Source organism: Rhizobium aethiopicum (assembly GCF_900094625.1).
Classification (GTDB): domain Bacteria; phylum Pseudomonadota; class Alphaproteobacteria; order Rhizobiales; family Rhizobiaceae; genus Rhizobium; species Rhizobium aethiopicum.
The window spans coordinates 55,013-74,147 of sequence record NZ_FMAJ01000004.1 but is presented as its reverse complement, the minus strand read 5'-3'; the positions used below and the strand labels follow the sequence as shown (position 1 = coordinate 74,147).

The 19,135-nt window shown below is 62.2% G+C and carries 17 protein-coding genes and 2 pseudogenes; 12 read left to right on the top strand and 7 right to left on the bottom strand.

Translation table 11 applies throughout. The features are described 5' to 3' along the window. Window positions 1-9: 9 nt before the first annotated feature. From GA0061105_RS10130 to GA0061105_RS33305, 10 genes and pseudogenes are all read left to right on the top strand, one after another. Window positions 10-1,197, top strand: coding sequence for an acetyl-CoA C-acyltransferase (locus GA0061105_RS10130; RefSeq protein WP_092749881.1), 1,188 nt, complete (start codon window positions 10-12; stop codon window positions 1,195-1,197). 18 nt (window positions 1,198-1,215) lie between these two features. Further along, window positions 1,216-2,343: an acyl-CoA dehydrogenase family protein gene (locus GA0061105_RS10125; RefSeq protein ID WP_092749879.1), complete on the top strand. Its 1,128-nt coding sequence runs from the start codon at window positions 1,216-1,218 to the stop codon at window positions 2,341-2,343. A gap of 61 nt (window positions 2,344-2,404) precedes the next feature. Then, the gene (locus GA0061105_RS10120; RefSeq protein WP_064695227.1) at window positions 2,405-3,637 is read left to right on the top strand and encodes a 3-methyl-2-oxobutanoate dehydrogenase (2-methylpropanoyl-transferring) subunit alpha; all 1,233 of its coding nucleotides are present in this window, start codon (window positions 2,405-2,407) and stop codon (window positions 3,635-3,637) included. Between the two features lies 1 nt (window position 3,638). Continuing rightward, window positions 3,639-4,652, top strand: a complete 1,014-nt coding sequence (locus GA0061105_RS10115) for an alpha-ketoacid dehydrogenase subunit beta (RefSeq protein WP_064695226.1) — start codon at window positions 3,639-3,641, stop codon at window positions 4,650-4,652. A 3-nt stretch (window positions 4,653-4,655) separates the two neighbouring features. Further along, window positions 4,656-5,900 (top strand): dihydrolipoamide acetyltransferase family protein, encoded by a 1,245-nt coding sequence (locus GA0061105_RS10110; protein ID WP_092749877.1) that lies wholly within the window; start codon window positions 4,656-4,658, stop codon window positions 5,898-5,900. Window positions 5,901-5,903: 3 nt separating this feature from the next. Next, complete coding sequence (gene lpdA / locus GA0061105_RS10105; protein ID WP_092749875.1) at window positions 5,904-7,301, top strand: dihydrolipoyl dehydrogenase; 1,398 nt, start codon at window positions 5,904-5,906, stop codon at window positions 7,299-7,301. 292 nt (window positions 7,302-7,593) lie between these two features. Continuing rightward, on the top strand, window positions 7,594-7,845 hold the full coding sequence (locus GA0061105_RS10100; protein WP_092749873.1) for a type II toxin-antitoxin system ParD family antitoxin: 252 nt from the start codon (window positions 7,594-7,596) through the stop codon (window positions 7,843-7,845). Continuing rightward, window positions 7,845-8,138, top strand: a complete 294-nt coding sequence (locus GA0061105_RS10095) for a type II toxin-antitoxin system RelE/ParE family toxin (protein ID WP_092749871.1) — start codon at window positions 7,845-7,847, stop codon at window positions 8,136-8,138. Before GA0061105_RS10100 ends, GA0061105_RS10095 begins: the two co-directional genes overlap by 1 nt. Before the next feature lie 259 nt (window positions 8,139-8,397). After that, window positions 8,398-8,695, top strand: a pseudogene (locus GA0061105_RS10090) (helix-turn-helix domain-containing protein); the annotation flags it as partial. A 133-nt stretch (window positions 8,696-8,828) separates the two neighbouring features. Beyond that, window positions 8,829-9,038, top strand: a pseudogene (locus GA0061105_RS33305) (ATP-binding protein); the annotation flags it as partial. 156 nt (window positions 9,039-9,194) lie between these two features. Here GA0061105_RS33305 and GA0061105_RS10085 read toward each other — a convergent pair. The 7 genes from GA0061105_RS10085 to GA0061105_RS10055 all read right to left on the bottom strand — a co-directional run bounded on the left by GA0061105_RS10085 (window position 9,195) and on the right by GA0061105_RS10055 (window position 17,065). Next, window positions 9,195-9,956 carry a slipin family protein gene (locus GA0061105_RS10085; protein ID WP_092749869.1) on the bottom strand — a complete coding sequence of 254 codons (762 nt, stop codon included), beginning with the start codon at window positions 9,954-9,956 and terminating at the stop codon, window positions 9,195-9,197. A 28-nt stretch (window positions 9,957-9,984) separates the two neighbouring features. After that, window positions 9,985-11,388, bottom strand: a complete 1,404-nt coding sequence (locus tag GA0061105_RS10080; RefSeq protein ID WP_092749867.1) for an NfeD family protein — start codon at window positions 11,386-11,388, stop codon at window positions 9,985-9,987. 316 nt (window positions 11,389-11,704) lie between these two features. Continuing rightward, window positions 11,705-12,691 (bottom strand): ABC transporter ATP-binding protein, encoded by a 987-nt coding sequence (locus GA0061105_RS10075; protein ID WP_092749865.1) that lies wholly within the window; start codon window positions 12,689-12,691, stop codon window positions 11,705-11,707. Next, complete coding sequence (locus tag GA0061105_RS10070) at window positions 12,688-13,659, bottom strand: ABC transporter ATP-binding protein (RefSeq protein ID WP_092749863.1); 972 nt, start codon at window positions 13,657-13,659, stop codon at window positions 12,688-12,690. Before GA0061105_RS10070 ends, GA0061105_RS10075 begins: the two co-directional genes overlap by 4 nt. Beyond that, window positions 13,659-14,576: an ABC transporter permease gene (locus GA0061105_RS10065; protein WP_092749861.1), complete on the bottom strand. Its 918-nt coding sequence runs from the start codon at window positions 14,574-14,576 to the stop codon at window positions 13,659-13,661. The genes GA0061105_RS10070 and GA0061105_RS10065 overlap by 1 nt, the downstream gene beginning before the upstream one ends. Next, window positions 14,573-15,493, bottom strand: a complete 921-nt coding sequence (locus GA0061105_RS10060; protein ID WP_092749859.1) for an ABC transporter permease — start codon at window positions 15,491-15,493, stop codon at window positions 14,573-14,575. The genes GA0061105_RS10065 and GA0061105_RS10060 overlap by 4 nt, the downstream gene beginning before the upstream one ends. A gap of 54 nt (window positions 15,494-15,547) precedes the next feature. Further along, a complete protein-coding gene (locus GA0061105_RS10055) occupies window positions 15,548-17,065 on the bottom strand; it encodes an ABC transporter substrate-binding protein (protein ID WP_245304252.1) in 1,518 nt (505 codons plus the stop codon). Window positions 17,066-17,273: 208 nt separating this feature from the next. Here GA0061105_RS10055 and GA0061105_RS10050 point away from each other — a divergent pair, with 208 nt between their 5' ends. Next, window positions 17,274-18,059 (top strand): IclR family transcriptional regulator, encoded by a 786-nt coding sequence (locus GA0061105_RS10050; protein WP_092749855.1) that lies wholly within the window; start codon window positions 17,274-17,276, stop codon window positions 18,057-18,059. A gap of 74 nt (window positions 18,060-18,133) precedes the next feature. Beyond that, the gene (locus GA0061105_RS10045; RefSeq protein ID WP_064695208.1) at window positions 18,134-18,856 is read left to right on the top strand and encodes an RraA family protein; all 723 of its coding nucleotides are present in this window, start codon (window positions 18,134-18,136) and stop codon (window positions 18,854-18,856) included. The last annotated feature ends 279 nt before the right edge of the window (window positions 18,857-19,135 follow it).

The following is a 19,135-nucleotide window of genomic DNA, read 5'->3' as shown; positions in this document are numbered from 1 at the left end:
GGAGGAAAGATGGTTTCGCAGGATCCTATCGTCATCGTCGGTGCGGCGCGCACGCCGATCGGCAGTTTGCAGGGAGAGCTGAAGGAGGCGACAGCGCCGGAGCTCGGAGCAGCCGCGATCCGCGCAGCACTTGAGCGCAGCCATATCGCGGCCGAGGCGATCGAGGAGGTCGTCTTTGGCTGCGTCCTGCCGGCGGGCCTTGGCCAGGCGCCGGCGCGCCAGGCGGCGATCGGCGCCGGCCTGCCCTTTGCGACAGGGGCAAGCACCGTCAACAAGATGTGCGGCTCGGGCATGAAGGCGGTGATGATGGCGCACGACCTGATCGCTGCCGGCAGTGCTTCGATCGCGCTTGCAGGCGGCATGGAAAGCATGACGAATGCGCCCTATCTCCTGGACAAGGCCCGCGGCGGCTACAGGCTCGGCCATGGGCGTGTCGTGGATCACATGTTCCTCGACGGGCTGGAGGATGCTTATGACAAGGGGCGCTTGATGGGCAGCTTCGCGGAGGATTGCGCCGAGGCCTATCAGTTCACGCGCGAGGCGCAGGATAATTACGCCATCGCCTCTCTGACCCGGGCGCAGAAGGCGATCGCGGACGGCAGTTTCGAAAGCGAGATCGTGCCGGTCACGGTCAGGTCGGGGAAAACCGAGCAGGTGGCGAGCCGCGACGAACAGCCGGGCAGGGCCAAGCCCGACAAGATCCCGACGCTGAAGCCCGCCTTCCGCGACGGCGGCACCGTGACCGCCGCCAATTCCAGCTCGATCTCAGATGGCGCGGCAGCGCTCGCGCTGATGCGCCGCTCCGAGGCGGAGCATCGCGGCCTGACCCCGCTCGCCACCATCCTCGGCCATGCCACCCACTCACAAGCGCCCAATCTTTTTGCCACCGCGCCGATCGGCGCGCTGCAGAAGCTGTCGGATCGGACCGGCCTGGCGCTTTCCGACGTCGACCTCTTCGAAATCAATGAGGCTTTCGCCGTCGTCGCCATGGCGGCGATGCGCGATCTCGACCTGCCGCATGAAAAGGTGAACGTGCATGGCGGCGCCTGCGCGCTCGGCCATCCGATCGGCGCATCGGGAGCCCGGATTCTGGTGACGCTGCTTGCAGCTTTGGAGCGCTATGACCTGAAGCGCGGCATGGCGGCACTCTGCATCGGCGGCGGCGAGGCGACCGCCGTCGCCATCGAACGGCACTAGGCGGAGGGGAGAAGCCATATGATCCTTTCCGAACTCCAGCAGCAGATTTCGGATCTCGCCCGCGACTTTGCCCGCGACCGGCTGGCGCCGGGCGCGGCCAAACGCGACCGGGAGCATCTTTTCCCGCGCGAGGAGCTGAAGGAGATGGGCGAACTCGGGCTGCTCGGCATGCTGGTGCCGGAAGCCTATGGTGGCTCGGATACGGGTGTCGTCGCCTATGCTGCGGCACTCGAGGAGATTGCCGCGGGCGACGGGCCCTGTTCGACGATCATGAGCGTGCACAGCTCCGTCGGTTGCGTGCCGATCCTGAAATTCGGCACCGAGGAGCAGCGGCAGCGCTTCCTGCCGAAGCTTGCGACCGGCGAATGGATCGGCGGCTTTGCGCTCACCGAACCGCAGGCCGGTTCCGATGCCTCGAACCTGAAGACCCGGGCCCGGCGTGACGGCGACCACTACGTGATTGACGGCGCCAAGCAGTTCATCACCTCGGGCAAGAACGGCAATGTGATCATCGTCTTCGCCGTCACCGACCCCGACGCCGGCAAGAAGGGCATCACCGCCTTCATCGTGCCGACGGAGACGCCGGGATACGAGGTGATCCGCATCGAGGAAAAGCTCGGGCTGCATTCCACCGATACCTGCCAGATCGCCTTTAACGCCATGCGCATTCCTGCGGAGCTGAGGCTCGGTGGAGAAGGCGAAGGTTATCGTATCGCGCTTGCCAATCTCGAGGGCGGGCGGATCGGCATTGCGGCGCAAGCCGTCGGCATGGCGCGGGCAGCTTTCGAGGCGGCGCGTGACTACGCCAAGGAACGAACGGCTTTCGGCAAGCCGATTTTCGAGCACCAGGCCGTTGCCTTCCGCCTTGCCGACATGGCGGTGCGGATCGAGGCGGCGCGCCAGCTCGTCTTTCATGCCGCCGCCCTCAGGGAAGCCGGGCTGCCCTGCCTAGCGGAAGCTTCGATGGCGAAGCTCTTTGCCTCGGAGATGGCGGAGCGCGTCTGCTCGGACGCAATCCAGATTCACGGCGGTTATGGCTACATGGCCGATTATCCGGTCGAGCGCATCTACCGCGATGTGCGCATCTGCCAGATCTATGAGGGAACGAGCGACGTGCAGCGCATGGTGATCGCCCGCAATCTATAGAACCACATCCGGCCGTGCTTCCGGGGAGGGGGCACGGCTGGCATAGGGAGGAAAGAAAAGCATGGTGGATTCTGCTCATTTGAGCCTGCATGTCCCCGAACCCGCCGTCCGCCCGGGCGGCCAGCCCGATTTTTCCAACGTCAAGATCGCCAAGGCCGGTTCCGTGCCGCGGCCGGAGGTCGATGTCGCATCCGAGGACATCCGCGATCTCGCCTATTCCATTATCCGCGTCTTGAATCGTGATGGCGAGGCCGTCGGTCCCTGGGCCGGATCGCTCACCGATGAGGAGCTGCTGACCGGGCTTCGCAACATGATGAAGCTGCGCGCCTTCGATGCCCGCATGCTGATGGCGCAGCGCCAGGGCAAGACCTCCTTCTACATGCAGCATCTCGGCGAAGAGGCCGTCAGCTGCGCCTTCCGCAAGGCGCTCAACAAGGGAGACATGAATTTCCCGACCTATCGCCAGGCAGGCCTCCTGATTGCCGACGACTATCCGATGGTCGAGATGATGAACCAGATCTACTCGAACGAGAGCGATCCGCTGCACGGCCGGCAGCTGCCGATCATGTATTCCTCCAAGGAACACGGCTTCTTCACCATCTCGGGCAATCTCGCTACCCAATATGTACAGGCCGTCGGTTGGGCGATGGCCTCGGCGATCAAGAACGACAGCCGCATTGCCGCGGCCTGGATCGGCGACGGATCGACGGCGGAATCCGACTTCCATTCGGCGCTGGTCTTCGCCTCGACCTACAAGGCACCTGTGATCCTCAATATCGTCAACAATCAGTGGGCGATCTCCACCTTCCAGGGAATTGCCCGCGGCGGCTCCGGCACCTTTGCCGCCCGCGGCCTTGGCTTCGGCATTCCGGCCCTCAGGGTCGACGGGAACGATTATCTCGCCGTCCATGCCGTCGCCCGCTGGGCGGCTGATCGCGCCCGGCGCAATCTGGGGCCGACGCTGATCGAACATGTCACCTATCGCGTCGGCGCACATTCGACCTCCGACGATCCGAGCGCCTACCGGCCGAAGACGGAATCGGAAGCCTGGCCGCTCGGCGACCCGGTGCTGCGGCTGAAGAAACATCTGATCGTCAAGGGCATCTGGTCGGAGGAGCGGCATGTGCAGGCCGAAGCCGAAATCATGGACGAGGTGATCGAGGCGCAGCGCCAGGCCGAGGCGCACGGCACGCTGCATGCCGGCGGCAGGCCTTCGGTGCGCGACATTTTCGAGGGCGTCTATGCCGAGATGCCGGCGCATATTCGCCGCCAGCGGCAGAAGGCGGGGTACTGATATGGCCAGGATGACGATGATCGAGGCCGTGCGCAGCGCCATGGACGTGTCGATGGCGAAGGACGACAATGTCGTGGTCTTCGGCGAGGATGTCGGCTATTTCGGCGGCGTCTTCCGCTGCACCCAGGGCCTGCAGGCAAAATATGGCAGGACGCGCTGCTTCGACACGCCGATCAGCGAGTCCGGTATCGTAGGCACGGCGATCGGCATGGCAGCCTACGGGCTGAAGCCCTGTGTAGAGATCCAGTTCGCCGATTACATGTATCCCGCCTATGATCAGCTGACGCAGGAGGCGGCGCGCATCCGCTATCGGTCGAACGGCGATTTCACCTGCCCGATCGTCGTGCGTATGCCGACTGGCGGCGGCATCTTCGGCGGCCAAACGCACAGCCAGAGTCCGGAGGCGCTCTTCACCCATGTCTGCGGATTGAAGGTGATCGTGCCTTCCAATCCCTATGACGCCAAGGGGCTGCTGATCGCAGCGATCGAGGATCCTGATCCTGTCATGTTCCTGGAGCCGAAGCGGCTTTACAACGGCCCCTTCGACGGCCATCACGAACGGCCGGTCACACCCTGGTCGAAACATGATCTCGGCGAGGTGCCGGACGGCCATTACACCATCCCGATCGGCAAGGCCGAGGTGCGGCGGGCGGGATCGGCGGTAACAGTCGTTGCCTACGGCACGATGGTGCATGTGGCGCTGGCGGCGGCCGAGGACACTGGCGTCGATGCCGAGGTGATTGATTTGAGAAGCCTGCTGCCGCTCGATCTCGATACGATCGTCAAATCGGTCACCAAGACGGGCCGCTGCGTCGTCGTCCATGAGGCGACCTTGACGTCGGGCTTCGGCGGCGAAGTCGTGTCCCTGGTGCAGGAACATTGCTTCTATCATCTCGAATCCCCGGTCGTGCGGGTCGCCGGCTGGGATACGCCCTATCCGCATGCGCAGGAATGGGACTATTTCCCCGGTCCCGGCCGGGTCGGGCGGGCGCTTGCCGAAGTCTTGGAGGCCTGAGCCATGGGCGAATTCATCATCAAAATGCCCGATGTCGGGGAAGGGGTGGCCGAGGCCGAGCTTGTCGAATGGCACGTGAAGACCGGAGATCCCGTCCGCGAGGACATGGTGATTGCCGCCGTCATGACCGACAAGGCCACAGTGGAAATTCCCTCTCCCGTCGAGGGCACGGTCATTTGGCTCGCCGGCGAGATCGGAGATCGTATTGCGGTGAAGGCGCCGCTGGTGCGGATCGAGACAGCCGGCGATAGTGTCGAGGCTCAGCCGGCGCCAGTTGCGCAGACGCCGGTTGCCGAAACCGCCAAGACCGAAATTGCCAAGCCCGTCCCGGCGCCGCCGGCGCCTGCCGCACCACCCGTTGGCGCACCACCCGCCGAAAAGCCTCTGGCCGCTCCCTCCGTTCGGCTCTTCGCCAGGGAAAACGGGGTCGATCTCAGGCAGGTCCAGGGCAGCGGCCCGGCCCGGCGTATCCTGCGCGAAGATGTCGAGCAATTTCTGGCTCAGGAAACCGCTCCCGCACCGGTCAAGGGGGGGGTCGCCAGGAAGACGGCGACTGAGGAGATCAAGCTCACCGGCCTGCGCCGCCGGATCGCCGAGAAAATGGTGCTGTCGACCTCCCGCATTCCCCACATCACCTATGTGGAGGAGGTTGACATGACCGCGCTGGAAGAGCTGCGCGCCACCATGAACGGCGACCGCAGGGAAGGCCATCCGAAACTGACGGTACTGCCCTTCCTGATGCGGGCGCTGGTCAAGGCGATCGCCGAGCAGCCCGCGGTCAACGCCACCTTCGACGACGATGCCGGCATCATCACGCGTTATAGTGCCGTGCATATCGGCATCGCCACGCAGACGCCGGCCGGCCTGACCGTACCGGTGGTGCGACATGCGGAAGCACGCGGCGTCTGGGATTGCGCCGCCGAGATGGTCCGGCTGGCGGAGGCGGCGCGCTCGGGCATGGCGACGCGCGATGAGCTTTCCGGCTCCACCATCACCATCAGCTCGCTCGGAGCGCTCGGCGGCATCGTATCTACGCCCGTCATCAATCATCCCGAGGTGGCGATCATCGGCGTCAACAAGCTCGCCACGCGACCGGTCTGGGACGGCACCCAGTTCGTGCCGCGCAAGATGATGAACCTCTCCTCCAGTTTCGATCATCGCATCATTGACGGCTGGGATGCGGCGACCTTCGTCCAGCGCATCCGCACGCTCATCGAAACGCCGGCGCTCATTTTCATCGAAGGCTGAGCCATGAAAGAAATTGTCTGCAAGCTCCTCGTCATCGGCGCCGGTCCGGGCGGTTATGTCTGCGCCATCCGCGCCGGGCAGCTCGGCATCGATACCGTCATCGTCGAGGCCGGCAAGCCGGGCGGCACCTGCCTGACGGTCGGCTGCATACCCTCCAAGGCACTGATCCATGCCGCGGAGGAGTTCGACGGCACGCAGAAGATGCTCGCCGGCAAGAACCCGATGGGCATCCGCATCGAAGGCGCCTCGATCGATCTCGCAAGGACGATCGCCTGGAAGGACGGCATTGTCGGCCGGCTCACAGGCGGCGTTTCGGGTCTGTTGCAGAAGGCGCGGGTCAAGATCGTCCACGGCCGCGCCCATTTCCGTGACGGCAAGACGGTGGAGGTGGAGACCGAAACCGGCCAGCAGGTCATCCGCGCCGAGACCGTAGTGATCGCCACAGGCTCCGATCCGGTCGAGCTTGCCAACCTGCCATTCGGCGGCCGCGTCATTTCCTCGACCGAGGCGCTGTCGCTGACGGAGCTGCCGAAAAAGCTCGTCGTCGTCGGCGGCGGTTATATCGGCCTGGAACTCGGCACGGCCTTTGCCAAAATGGGATCGCAGGTAACGGTCGTCGAGGCGATGCCGCAGGTGCTGCCGCAATATGATGCCGAACTCGTGCGGCCCGTCCTGCGCAAGCTCACCGAAAGTGGCATTCGGGTGCTCACAGGCGCGAAGGCGACAGGCCTTGCCGATGATGGCGAGGCATTGATCGTTGAAACGTCAGACGGCCGGCGTGAGACACTGCCGGCGGATCGCATCCTTGTCACTGTAGGCCGCCGCCCCCGAACGGCAGGTTCCGGTCTCGAAGAGCTCGATCTCGATCGCGCTGGCCCCTATCTGAGGATCGATGATCGTTGCCGCACCTCGATGCGCGGCGTCTATGCGATCGGCGACGTGACCGGCGAGCCGATGCTGGCTCATCGGGCGATGGCGCAAGGCGAGATGGTGGCTGAGATCATCGCCGGCAAGAAGCGCGCCTGGGACAAAAGATGTATCCCCGCCATCTGCTTCACCGATCCTGAGATCGTCAGCGCCGGTCTCTCGCCGGCGGAGGCGCAGGCGCAGGGATATGAGATCCGTATCGGCCAGTTTCCTTTCAGCGCCAATGGGCGCGCCATGACGATGCTCTCCGAAGAGGGCTTTGTGCGCGTCGTTGCCCGCGCCGACACCAATCTCGTTCTCGGGCTGCAGGCGGTGGGGGCAGGGGTTTCCGAACTTTCGGCAGCTTTTGCGCTGGCAATCGAAATGGGTGCGCGCCTGGAAGACATCGCCGGCACAATTCACGCGCATCCGACCCGCGGTGAAGCGGTGATGGAGGCGGCACTCAAAGCTTTGGGAAGCGCCCTGCACATCTGAGTCGGGCTGCCAAGATCAGGGGTGGCGTCTGCCGGTTCGGATCCCATCAACTGAGACCGGAATAAGGCCGTGCCGATGCCGAAAAGCTTCGCCCACAAGGGCAAGAGCCCGACCTGTCGCACGAGGATCAGCGTCACACGGACACAGGCCGACTACCCCCGCCATTCCCTGAATCGCTGACTTTGTCATCGCGTAGGCGGCAATCCCTGGACATGACACAGATCGCCGTTCGTCTAGCCGATTGACAAACTTTGCCAAGTCCAGATAGCCTACTCGCACCATGGAGGCTCGAATGGCTACGATGAACGTATCGCTTCCGGACCCGATGAAAGATTGGGTTGAGGCACAAGCAAAGAGCGGGCGATATTCCAATGCGAGTGACTATGTGCGCGACCTGATCCGGAGGGACCAAATTCGCAGTGATAAGGTTGCCGCCATGCAACGTTTCGTTGATGACGGTTTTAAAAGCGGTATTGGCAGCCGGTCGAAGGACGAACTCTTTGCCGCGGCAGTTGCACGTGCAGAAACGCGCGGCAGCAGATAATGCGCTTTGACCTTTCAGTCGAAGCAGAAGAGGACATCATTGCGATCGCCGAACAAGGAGTGCGCGTGTTCGGAGCCGCACAGGCTAGGCAGTATCATGACGAGTTGTTTACCGTGCTTGATCTGATTGCCGCTAATCCGCGAATGGCGCGTGAGCGAGAAGAGATTTCGCCGCCAGTTAGAATTCATCCGTTCAAAGCCCATCTCATTGTCTACCGGATCGAGGAGCACGGAACTATATTCGTGATCCGAATACGCCATGGACACGAAGACTGGGCCAACGATCCTGCTTAGGCCTCGCTGAGTGAATGGACAAGCACAGTTGCATGGGGGCATCAGGGCCCGGGAATATCGTCAGCAAAGCCTGCTAAGAGAACGCCGACCGATCGCTGGAGGAACCGCGTCGTCTCCTCGCATAGCAGGGGGCGAGGTGTTCGCCGCGATCAGCCCCTGCGAGAGGCAAACACGTAATCGCCTCCCATGCGATGAATCGATTGTGAGGTGACGATGCGAGCCGAAGCTGATTCAACATCCATATCGGAAGAGGTGGATGATGGGACGAGCACTGAGCGATGATCTTCGATTACGCGTGTTGAAAGCATCTGCGGCGGGCATGTCTGCACGCCAGGCGGCAGCCCGGTTCGGGATTGCGATTTCGACGGCAATTCGCTGGATCGCAAGAGCGAAAGTGGCGAGCCCACATCCCGGTCGAAGGTTAGCGGCGCCCCTCGGTCCTTGATGCACATGAGGCGTTTGTCGTCGAGATGATAGAAGACCGCAAGGACGTGACGCTTGATGAAATGGTCGAGCGTCTGTGCGTTGAGCGGCAAGTGGGTATCAGCCGGAGCGCCTGGTGCCTGAGCTGCGGGGCTTTGGGAAACGCTTCGCACATCTGAGTCGAGCCGCCAAGACCACGGGTGGCGGCGTTCCGTCAAACCTACCGGCTTCTTATCATCGATGGGCTGGTCTGGTGCCGCTCTCCCAGAATTGTGCTTCGAGCTGATCCCGCAACGCTGCGAATGGAGTGCAACCCTGATTACCAGCAATCTTTCCTTTGACGTATGGACGAAAACATGAGGGGCCGTGCGTCCGACCGGCGCACTGGTCGATCGTATCACCCACCACGTCAATATCCTTCAGATGAATGGCGACAGCTATCTTCTTATGCAAAGTCGCGCCGGAAAGAACGGCTGAAATCCACTCGAAAATCGCCGCGCGCGCATGAGATCCCGGGCAACGCCCTTCGGAGCCGCATGCAACCCGTGGCCGACTGTTTCTCTGGGCCGTGACCTCATTTTGCGCGAGGTTGACATCGAAGCTGGATCAATCATCAACGCCAGGGCCGTCCGATCACTTCGGCTTAGTGGCCATCAGATTGCCCAACTCCATCGGGAAGGGAAATAAGATCGTCGAAGCCTTCTCGCTGGCGATGACGTTCAAAGTGCTCAGGTAACGAAGTTGCATTGCCTCCGGCTGCTTTGCCAGAATTTCGGCCGCTTCCAGCAGCTTCGCTGCAGCCTGTTGTTCGCCCTCGGCATTGATGACCTTTGCGCGGCGTTCGCGTTCGGCTTCCGCCTGGCGGGCAATCGCACGAATCATCGACTCGTTGATATCCACATGTTTGATCTCGACGGTGGCTACTTTAATTCCCCAAGCGTCTGTCTGAGTATCAAGGATTTCCTGAATATCCGAGTTGAGCCTGTCGCGTTCTGCCAGCATTTCATCGAGATCGTGCTTGCCGAGCACCGAGCGCAACGTCGTCTGGGCAAGCTGGCTCGTTGCCATCATGAAATCCTCGACCTGTATCGTCGACTTCTCGGGGTCGATAACCCTGAAATAGATTACCGCGCTGACACGCACCGAGACATTGTCATGTGAGATGACGTCCTGGCTGGGCACGTCGAGTACGCGCGTGCGCAAGTCGACCCGGATCATCTGCTGGACATAGGGCACGAGCAGAATCAAGCCGGGTCCCTTGACGCCTGTAAAGCGGCCGAGCGTGAACACGACGCCGCGTTCATATTCCCTCAGGATCTTAACCGCGGATGCGAGGACGGCGACCAAAATGAAAATGGCCACCAAATAGAAGGCAAGATCTGTAAACATATCCATGACTTCTCCTCCTGCTTCCTGAGTGTCGTCAAGTGTCCTTAGGACGGCTGGCGACCTCGAGCGCCAGCCCGTTGCGGCCGGTCACCCTGACAGGGTCACCAGCAACAAGGGGTTCGGCGGAAACCGCCTTCCAGCGTTCGCCATGCGCAATGACGTACCCGCTGAGCCCCGTCCAACTCTCAACTTTACCGGAAATGCCAATCATCTCCTCTGCGCCGGTGGCAACCTGGCGCAAGCGCGAGGTGAATGCCAGGCGAGCAACGACAAGACTGAAGGCAAGAGTCGCAACTGCAATTGCGGCTAGTAGGGGGCGCGACACCTCCAGGCCGGGTATATCGGTATCGAACAAGATGGTTGCTCCCAGGATCACGGCTACCCCGCCGCCAATGCCAAAAGCCCCGAGGCTTGGTGAATGCGCCTCAGCCACAGTCAATGCTACGCCGAGCAAAATAAGCCCAAGGCCGGCAAAACTCACCGGCAGCAATGCCAGGGCATAGAGACCGAGGAGGAGGCAGATGCCGCCGATCGTGCCAGGAAGCATTGTCCCGGGTGCGAGAAATTCGAAGATCAGGCCATAGATACCGACCATCATCAGGATGATTGCGATGTTCGGATCGGTAATGACGGACAGCAGCCGCGTGCGCCAGTCAGGCTCGAATTCCTGCACGGCCAAACCGGCGGTATCGAGCCGGACGTCCGTTTGACCGACCCGCACCACGTGCCCCTGTGCCTTTGCAAGGAGATCATTGACATCGACCGCCATGAAATCGATGGCATGTTCGCGCACTGCCGCAGTGGATGAAAGGCTCGCAGCGTCGCGGACAGCACGCTCTGCCCAGTCGGCGTTGCGATTGCGCAATTCCGCAAGCCCGCGAATGTAAGCGACGGCATCGTTGACCGCTTTTGCTTCCTGGGCATTGCCTGGACCTGCCGGCTGCTTGCCGCTAGGTTCGTTCGGCTTTTTTTCGGGTTCCTCATCACCGCCCAAAGGCTTAAGGCCGAGTGCGATTGGTGTCGCCGCGCCGAGATTGGTGCCAGGCGCCATGACCGCGATGTGGCTTGCGTAGAGAATATAGGTGCCGGCGCTGGCAGCCCGTGCCCCGCTTGGCGCGACGAAGCTCGCGACAGGCACCGGCGAGGCAAGGATCGCGCGAATGATTTCCCGCATGGAGGTGTCAAGGCCACCTGGTGTATCCATTTGCAGGACGATCAAGACCGCTTCACGTTCGCCAGCACGCTGAATGCCTCGTACCACGTAGTCAGCTATAGCAGGCCCAATGGCGCCGTTCACCTTGAGGACGACAGACGTGCGGTCAGACGCCGATGGTGCGCCGAAGCTCCAAGCTGAAAGCAGCAAAAACAACAAAGTGAAGATTGGCGGTTGCCATCGCCAACACCTTAATCCCCGCGTGCCAATCAGCGGAACGTACATAGCATTTAATGTATGTCGGAAATTACAAAGTAAAAGGCAGAGGTGCCAAAGGCTCATGTTCAAGCCGTCTTACGCGCTCGTAAAGGCGAAGCTGGCTAAGCGCCTTGCACGGATGAGAGCCCGCGCGGCAATGTCTTTTGAAGGTCGCTGGCGGCCAGCGACGCGCATTCCGATGCAGCGAAACGGCTGTGGCGCCGCCGCTGAAGGCTTGGCAGGCTCGGGGGGCGAGGTGCTGGCCAGCCCCTGCGAGAGGCAAACACGTAATCGCCTCCCATGCGCTTGCCGCCGGTGCCGTAAGAAAGCCCTACGAGAAGGCTCAGGCGGCGGCCTCGGAAAGATCCGGATCGGCGTGATGGCAGGCGGTCAGCAGTCCGGGGGCTGCCGTCCTGTTCCTCAAGGCCGGCTCCTGTTCGGCGCAGATCGATGTCGCCTTCCAGCAACGCGTTCGAAAGCGGCATCCGCTCGGCGGATTGACGGGGCTCGGCAGGTCGCCTTTCAGCACGATGCGCCTGCGTTGTCCGCGAAGCCGCGGATCCGGTGTCGGGACGGCCGACATCAGGGCTTGCGTGTAGGGATGGGCGGGCGCGCTGAAGATCGAGTGTTTCGGTCCTGTTTCAATGATTTTGCCGAGATACATGACCATCACCCGGTCCGAGACGTGCCGCACGACGGCCAGATCATGGGCGACGAACAGCATCGCCAGATTGCGTTCGCGCCTCAGCCTGGCGAGCAGGTTGACGACCTGCGCCTGGACCGACACGTCGAGGGCCGAGACCGGCTCGTCGCATACGAGGAGCGCCGGATCAAGCGTCAGGGCACGCGCGATGCCGAGCCGCTGACGCTGGCCTCCCGAAAATTCGGAGGGATAGCGGTTCGCATGTTCGCCGCGCAACCCGACCGATTCGAGCAGTCTGACCGTCTGCTCTCGCCACCGGGACTTCGGCAGGACGCCAGGATGCAACGCCCAGGGTTCGGCGATCAATCGGTCGACCCGAAGGCGCGGATTGAGCGACTGGTAGGGGTCCTGGAAGACGACCTGCATCTTTCGGCGCAAATCATGCAACTGGCGGCCACTTGCCTCAGTGATCTCGACGCCGTCGAGCAGGACGCTGCCGCTCGTTGCCGGCCCGAGCTTCAGGAGCGTGCGTACCAGTGAGGTCTTGCCGCATCCGCTTTCGCCGACAAGGCCGACCGTTTCCCCCCGGGCGATCTCGAAGCTGACCTCGTCGACGGCGCGTACTGCTGTTGCGCCACTGCCGAAGTGCCGAGAGAGGTTTTGCACTTTAAGAAGAGGTTCGATCATGCTGGCGGTACCGGGAAGTGGCAGGCGGCCTGGCGGCCTGGGCCCACGGTTGCGAGATGAGGGGCAAGCTCGGCGCAGACCGCCTCGGCGCGCGGACAGCGCGTCCTGAACGCACAGCCGGACGGCAGGGCGACGGGATTGGGAGCCGAGCCGGGGATCGGGACCAGCTCGTCCTCGTCGGTGTCGATGCGCGGCTGCGAGGCAAGCAGTCCGACGCTGTAAGGATGGCGGGCATCGTCGAAGAGTTCGAAGACGCTCGCGGTCTCGACGATACGGCCGGCATACATGACCGCGACACGGTCTGCGAGCTCTGCCACCACGCCAAGATCGTGGGTGATGAAGATCATGCCCGCATTGCTGCGTTCGCGGATCGTGCGCAGCAGATCGACCACCTGCGCCTGGATCGTCACGTCGAGCGCTGTCGTCGGCTCGTCGGCAATGATGATGTCCGGTTCGAGCGCTACCGCCATGGCGATCATGATGCGCTGGCGCATGCCGCCGGAAAATTCGTGCGGATATTGCCTGGCGCGACGTTGGGGGTCGGGGATGCCGATCGCCGTCAAAAGCTCGATCACCGCATTTTCCACACCGCCTACCGGGCTGCGCCCGTGGATGCGGAACATTTCGGCGATCTGCCAGCCGACCGGATAGACCGGATTGAGAGAGGCAAGCGCGTCCTGAAAGATCAGGGCGATCCGGTCGCCGCAGAGATCACGCCGCTCGCTGCGGGGAAGTTGCAGCAACTCGGTGCCCTCGAAGCGAATCGATCCGCGGTCGATCGCGCCAGGCGGATTGGGAACGAGGTCCATGATGGCCGAGGCGGTCACCGATTTTCCGGAGCCGCTTTCTCCGAGAAGCGCCAGAACCTCGCCGCGCTCGAGCGAGAAGGAAACCCCGTTGAGTGCGAGGATTCGGCCGGCAGCCGTGTCAAAGCTGACCTGAAGGTCCTTGACGTCGAGAAGGGCCATCAGCGCCTCCGGCTTAAAAGCCGCCAGTGCTGCGACGGATCATTGACGATCCGGAACCAGTTGGCGAGAAGGTTGAAGGACATGGTGGTGAACATGACGGCGAGGCCCGGGAAGAAGCTGAGCCACCAGGCAGACGACAGGTAGCCCTGTCCCTGTGCGACCATGAGTCCCCAGCTGACCGAAGGCGGCTGAATGCCAAGCCCGAGATAGCTGAGACCGGATTCAAATAGCATGACCATGGCAAGATTGACGGAGGCGAGCGTCAGCATTGTCGGTGCGACGCTCGGCAGAATGTGCGTGCGCAGGATCCAGGCTGGGCCGCCGCCGAAAACACGCGCCGCATCGACGAAAAGCCTCTCGCGGACCTCCAGTGTTTCGGCCCGGGCGACGCGGATATAGGCGGGCATGCGGGTCACGGCGAGCACGATGACGAGGTTGCTGACGCTCGGGCCGAACAGATATAGGCCGAACAATGCCACCAGCAGCGTCGGAAAGCCGAGGATAATGTCGCAGATCCGCATGATGAGGCTACCGACAATGCCGCCGAAATAACCTGCGATCACGCCGAGCAGCGTCCCGCCGGTGAGGCTTGTCAATACGGTGACGAGAGCGATCCCGAGCGTCGTCGATGCCGCCTCTATGAGACGCACAAGGAGCGGGCGCCCGAGCGCATCGGCACCCAGCCATAACGTCCAGGATTGCCCGAAGTTGAAGGGCGCCAGGTTGCGTGCCTTGAGCGAGATGCGATTTTCGCCGAGGAGTGAAAGGCTGTCGGCGGCAATGGCAAGGACGACAATCAGCAGCCAGATGCTTGCCACCACCGCCATCGGGTCACCCGCGAGCGCCCGCATGAGCCAGGCGATGCGTCGGCCGCGGCGCTCTCGGACGGGGAGGAACTCAGCCGATGTGTCGGTCATTCGACCCTCACGCGCGGATCGATCGAGGCATAGAGCATGTCGACCAGGATGTTGATGAAGAAGATGACGACGGCGACGGCAAAGATCGACGCCTGAACGATCGCGAAATCACGTTTCAGGATGCCGTCGATCAGAAGTTTGCCGATGCCGGGAAAGCCGAAGACCACTTCGACGACACCACCGCCGCCGGCGAACTGGGCGGCAAGATCGCCCGTCACGGTGATCGCCGGAAGGAGAGCGTTGCGCAGTGCGTGCACGAAGGTGACGCGTCCGTCGCGGGCGCCCTTGGCGCGGGCCGTCCGGACGAATGTCGCGTTCAGCGCTTCGATCATCGAGCCGCGGACGATCTGCACCAGAGTTCCGAAAGGTCGGGCAAAGAGACAGGCGACAGGCAACACCCAGTAGGCCGGGCCGCCGAAGCCTGACGTCGGCAGAATGCGGAAGGTGACCGCGAACAGCAGGACGCCCATCAGGCCGAGCCAGAAATCGGGGACGCTTGCGGCTGCCTGCGACAGGACGTTGACACCCCGGTCGACCCAGCCGCCGGCGTTGACCGCAGCGACCGACCCGACGACGATCGCGGCGGCAAAGGCCAGCGCCAACGCGATGGCGCCGAGCGCCAATGTGTTCGGCAGCGCTTCCAGCACCACGTCCATGGCCGGGCGATTGTGCCAGAGAGACATTCCGAAATCGAGGCTGAGCATATCCCAAGCCCAATCGAAGAACTGGGCGAGGAGCGAACGATCGAGCCCAAGGCGGGCGCGCATGGCGTCGCGCGCCGCAACCGAGGCGTCGACAGGCAGATAGAGATTGACGGGATCGCCCGTCAGCCGCACGAGGAAGAAGGCCGACGTCATCAAAGCCGCAAGCGCGAGCGCCGCGAAGGCTGCACGTCTCAGAAAATAGGTCAGCGACATCCGCTCTCCTCAGGCGACAGATGTTAGGTTCGATCAGCGGTAGCTAATCGCCGATCAGCGGTAGCTGATCGACTTCAGCTTGATCTCGTTGCCGGCCTGCACATCGGGGGTGTAGTTCACGTCCTTTGCGACCCGGGCGATCGAGACCATGTGGAAGAGCGGCGCGATGTTTGCCACATCGACGGCGATGTATCGGAACGCTTCCTGAAACAGCTTCTTGCGCTCGTCGCCGGTTGCCTTCGAACCCTTTGCGATCAGCTCGTCGAGCTTGGCATCTGCGATTGTCGACTGATTGCCGTCAGTGGTGAAGCGGTTGGGAAGGGTGAAGACGGCGTCCCCTTCGGCATTGTCGATCTGCGTCTGCAGGATGGACGGCCGGCGATCCTTGTCCCACGGCTTCAGAAGCCGCTTCAGCCAGGGGCTCGTCTCGAGCATTTCAAGCCGCGCGTTGAAACCGGCATCCGCCAGCATCGCCTGAATAGCCTCCAGACTTTCGGAGGAGTTGGGATAGATGCCGATGCGACCGTAGATGACGATTTCCTTATCGACCGGCACGCCATCGGCCTTGGCCGCAGCAAGCAGCGACTTTGCCTTTTCCGGATCATAGGCCCAGACGGGAATGTCGGGATTGAAGCCGAATACCGAAGGCGGCACGACCTGCATCGCCTTTTTGGCGTCGCCATGGAAAATGGTTCCGATGAGACCGTCACGGTCGATGGCAAGATTGAGCGCTTCGCGCACGCGTCTGTCGTCGAGCGGCGCGACCTGCGCATCGATCCTCAGCAGCGAAGTTTCAGCGTTCGGAAAGGCCTGATCCTGTTCGGTCGTGCCATCTTGCGGCGCAATTTCGTAGGCGATCTGCGCTTCGCCGGTCTCCACCATGGCCGCGCGCACTGCGGATTCGGCACGCCAGATGATCGTCGCATTCTTGATTGCCGGCTTATCGCCCCAATAGCCGTCATAGGCCGTCAGCGTGACGGACTGGCCGGGCGTCCATGCTTCCAGCTTATACGGTCCGGTTCCGGCCGGGCTGCGCGTCTTGCCGTCATTCGGCGTCGCCGGCGAACCGATGTCGACGGCTGACATCTTGTTCGGCAGGATCGGTTCGACGACGTCGGTTTTGATGAGAACGGTCGTCGGGTTGGGAGCCTCTGCATTCAGCTTGACGCCCTTCAAGGTGGCCAGTCCGACTTCGCAGGCCAATACCGGGTCTTGAGCCCGCTTGAGCGCGGCGACGACTGCATTGGAATCAAACAGCTTGCCGTCGTGGAACGTCACGCCCTCGCGCAGCTTGAACTCCCAGGTCAGATCGTCGACCTGTCGCCAGCTGGTGGCAAGGCTTGGAACGACCGATCCGTCTGCCGGGCTGAGGTTGACCAGCGCTTCGGTGATGTTGTTGTGCAGGATGCGGGAATTTCCCGAAAGATCAGTGTCGCAGGGATCCAGCGACTTCGGTTCGTCCGTCACCACAACCGTCAGCTTGTCCTCGCCGGCATAGGCCGATATTGCGACGCCCGCCGCCAAGGAGACTGCAAGCCCAATGCGTAATGCGTGGATAATCCTTGTCGCCATAATAGCCTCCTCCCGTTCCGGCCGAGCGCGTCGCGCGCGCCGGCGTCCACCGCAACAGCCGTTCGGCTGTGCAGGATTTCTTCGGCGCCTGACGGCTTTACTTCCTCCCGCAAGCGCGTAGTGTCAAATACGACACTTGCGGTTGACAACATGGTTGCCGACCCCGGATAAGTCAAGATGATTAATTCTCTAATGGAATTCTAAATTCATGAATGAACCGAAGCATGGTTCTCCGGTGGTGGAAAAGACGGCGCATCTGCTCGAGGCGGTCGCCGATGCCAAAACGGGCATTTCCCTTGGGGCTTTGGTCGATCAGTTGCGCGTGCCCCGCTCAACGGTCTACCGGATCCTGAATTCGCTCACCGCGCACGGCCTGGTCGCGCGGGTCAACGGCGGAGCCTCCTACGAACTGGGCCCGAAATTCGTCGAGCTTGCCCGCAAGATCTCGCCCGGCGCCGACCGGGTGACGCTCATCGAGGCGGCCAGGCCGATACTTGCGGCGGCGGCGGAGCGGATAATGGAGTCCTTCAAGCTGGCCGTCCCCGAAGGGCGTGAAATGATGACGATATTTGCGGCCTCGAGTCCCGGCGATTATGCTTTGTTTATCAAGGTCGGGGGACGCTCACGCAAACACGTTGGAGCAGCCGGAAAGCTCGCTCTCGCCTATTCGGACTATAGCGAAGCTGCAGCCTACTGCGCCGGCGGGCTGGAGGCCAAGACCCCCTATACGATCACCGATCCGGAGGCGTTGAAAGAGGCGCTCATGGAAATTCGCCGCAACGGATATGCCGAGGACAATCAGGAGTCCAACCTCGGTTTGCGCGCTTTCGCCGCGCCGGTATTCGATGATGGGGGTCGTTTGATCGCCACCGTCAGCGTGCCTTTCATTGGTGAGGCAACGCCGGACCGAGCTCGCTCGATCAGGCGCGAGGTTCTAGAGGCGGCCGCCATGCTGACCAAAACCGTTGATGGGCTTCATCCGATGTCCAAATAAGAAGTGCTAAATTCCCAATTGAACTGCGGTGGTTGGTTGTGGTAGTTCTTTCCCCAAATAAGGGGAGGGATCTCATGACGGCTTTGGACTCATCGGTTTACGCAAAACTTCTGCGGACGAATTCGGCGAGCCTCAGCAGTTTGCTGCTGAAGCGGGGGCTCAGGAACACCGCGGTTCGCGGCGTGCGGGCGCTTGCGGCGACCGAAGTGCCGATGATCGGCCCGGCAGTCACCGTCCGTTATATTCCGGCCCGTGAGGATATCGACGGTTCGACCTATAGTTCCGACCCCTCAAACCAGCAGCGCAAGGCGATCGATACGATCCCGGAGGGCCACGTCCTCGTATTCGATTGCCGCTCGATCGCCGAGATCGCGGGCATAGGCGCGGTGTTGGCCCGTCGCCTTGTCTATCGCGGTTGCGCCGGCCTCGTGCTCGACGGAGGCGTTCGCGACACCGCCGATATCGCCCAACTCGGGCTTCCCACCTATTGCCTGGGGCCGGCGGCTCCCGCCAATCTGGTTGCCCACCACGCATCGGATATGAACCAGCCGATTGCCTGCGGTGGCGTTGCGGTCTACCCGGATGACATCGTTTTCGGCGACAGCGAAGCCGTCATCATTATTCCCCGAGAATATGTGAGCGAAATCGCTGATGAGGCCGTTGCGATGGAGGAGCAGGAGGAGTTCCTGAAGCAGGAGATCGAATCCGGCAAGCCAACACTCGGCGTCTATCCACCCAACACGGAGACACTGGCGCGGTTCGACGCATGGCGCAAGGCTCGTGCTCACGCCGTCTGAGGCGCTTGCAGAAGCAAAGTCGCCTAAGCACTTTCTACCGATGCGAAATGCTCCGCTCATGTTTTTCTGAAAGGCGTTGGCACAAGCCGCGCGCATCCGACACCCAGTAAAGCGATCCTGAAAGCGGCGCCGAGCGCTTGGGAACCGCGGCGCAATATTCAACTCCCTTATTTCGCCAGGCCGGCCATCTGACGATGGCCCGGGCTTGTTTTTACGCGTCCCCAACAGAAACCGTATTTCTGCGCCGACTGACACAAGATGTTCATGTGAACATTATAT